The organism is Streptomyces sp. AcH 505, from assembly GCF_000818175.1.
GTDB lineage: Bacteria > Actinomycetota > Actinomycetes > Streptomycetales > Streptomycetaceae > Streptomyces.
Genome location: NZ_JTIY01000001.1, coordinates 2,816,007 through 2,817,663, shown reverse-complemented (window position 1 = coordinate 2,817,663; position 1,657 = coordinate 2,816,007). Strand labels below are relative to the sequence as shown.

General features: G+C 68.7%; 2 protein-coding genes and 1 pseudogene. All 3 read right to left on the bottom strand.

Annotated elements, in window-relative coordinates:
• A pseudogene (locus tag HY68_RS45055) lies at nucleotides 1–168 on the bottom strand (histone deacetylase); the annotation flags it as partial.
• A gap of 150 nt (nucleotides 169–318) precedes the next feature.
• Nucleotides 319–621: a hypothetical protein gene (locus tag HY68_RS12960; RefSeq protein WP_157874339.1), complete on the bottom strand. Its 303-nt coding sequence runs from the start codon at nucleotides 619–621 to the stop codon at nucleotides 319–321.
• Between the two features lie 108 nt (nucleotides 622–729).
• On the bottom strand, nucleotides 730–1,458 hold the full coding sequence (locus tag HY68_RS12955; RefSeq protein ID WP_041988304.1) for a TetR/AcrR family transcriptional regulator: 729 nt from the start codon (nucleotides 1,456–1,458) through the stop codon (nucleotides 730–732).
• Nucleotides 1,459–1,657 lie beyond the last annotated feature (199 nt).

Sequence of the window (1,657 nt, the reverse complement as noted above, 5' to 3'; positions counted from 1 at the left end):
GTCCCGGCAGCCGGGGTACGTCGCGGCGGTGCCCGGCGGCCGGCCCCCGGCGATGTAGTAAGTCAGCCGGTCCAGATGCATGTTGGAGCCGTACGAGACGTACCAGACGCGCGCCGCCGACCCGCTCGCGCCGCGCCACGCTCCGATGGCACTCAGGTCTTCCGTCATGACTCTTCCGGCGTGGTTCTTCCGGCCTGCTTCTTCCGGCCTGCTTCTTCCGGCGGGCTTCTGCCCTTCACACCATCGTAGATCCCGCGCACCCGGGTCTGCCGGACGACAACCCGCCAGACCGGGGCGACAGGGATCGTCTCGACCGACTCACACCAGGTGCGACACCGCGCGGATCGCCCCGTCGAAGGCCGCGTGCGTGTAACCGAACGCCTCGGCGTCGGAGTTCGCGATGGCGATCCGGCCGACCGGGCGCCGGGCCTTGGCGTAGGGGCGCTGCGACTCGGGCTGGAACACCGCCGGGTCGTCCAGGGAGTTGTACTCGTAGGCGTACCCGTGGGCCCAGCGGTTCACGGTGATGGCCGTGATGTCGCGGGCCGCGTCGAAGCCGTACTCGCCCAGCGAGCGGGACATCGAGTCGCGGATCTCGCGCTCGAAGTCCTCGAAGGGCATCTTGATCAGCGTCCGCCGACCGGCCTTGTGCTGCTCGCGGCAGATCAGGCCGGGAGAGTTCGGTGTCGACGTCAGGGACACCCGCCTGTTGCAACGGAATCCGTAATCTCAGTGTGGACGTTGAGGGATGCGGCGGTAGATGTCGTCGAGCAGGTTCCGCATCGCCATGCGGAAGATCTCGGCCTGGTGCTCACCGAGGAAGACGCTGTGCCCGAACACCTCCAGGACGACAAGTCCGTGCAGGTGGCCCCAGGCGCTGAGCAGCAGCGCCGTCGCGGGGGGCGGCAGGTTTCCCAGGCCGTAGTGCGGCAGTTGTTCCAGGTAGGCGTGGAGCGCCGGCGAGAGCGCGGAGGCATCGGCCGCCGCGAGTTGTTCGGGGGTGAAGCCGCCGAACAGTTCACGCTCGAAGATCGCGCTCATCCGGCGCGTCGCCTGCGTGGTCGGCCCTTCGACAGGCGCCGCGTAACCCCGTAGCGGAGTCCCGTAGAGGAGTTGGAAGTGCTCCGGGTGGGCAATGGCCCATCGACGGTAGCCCTCGGCGGCGACCACCAGCCGCGGCAGGCCGGGGGCGTCTGCGGCGACGTCCGACGCGTTGTCCACGGCGTGCTGTACGGCGTCGGCCAGGTCGTCGTACGCCTTCGTGACGAGCGTGGTGACGAGCGCGTCCCGGCTGGGGAAGTAGTGGTAGAGCGCCTGCACGGTCATCCCGAGGCTGCGGGCGACCGCCCGCAACGACAGGGCGCCGGGCCCGTGTTCGGCGAGATGGCGCTCCGCCGCGTCCACGATCTCCTGGGTGGCTGCGGCCCTGCGCCGCTCACGCAGGGAGGGCTGGACCATGGCGTTCTCCTCCGTAGGTCGCGAACGCTCCGGCGAGTAGGCCGAGTGCGCCCGAGTGTCAGAAAAATCTAACACTGCCAAATTTCCCGTCGGCTCACTAACGTCACTCGCGGCGACGAAGAGCGCGACAACTCCGGCTGTTTCGCGCCCCTTTCAGCGCTCGGAAACCCCCGTACGAAAACCAAAGGAGAAGGCGCGT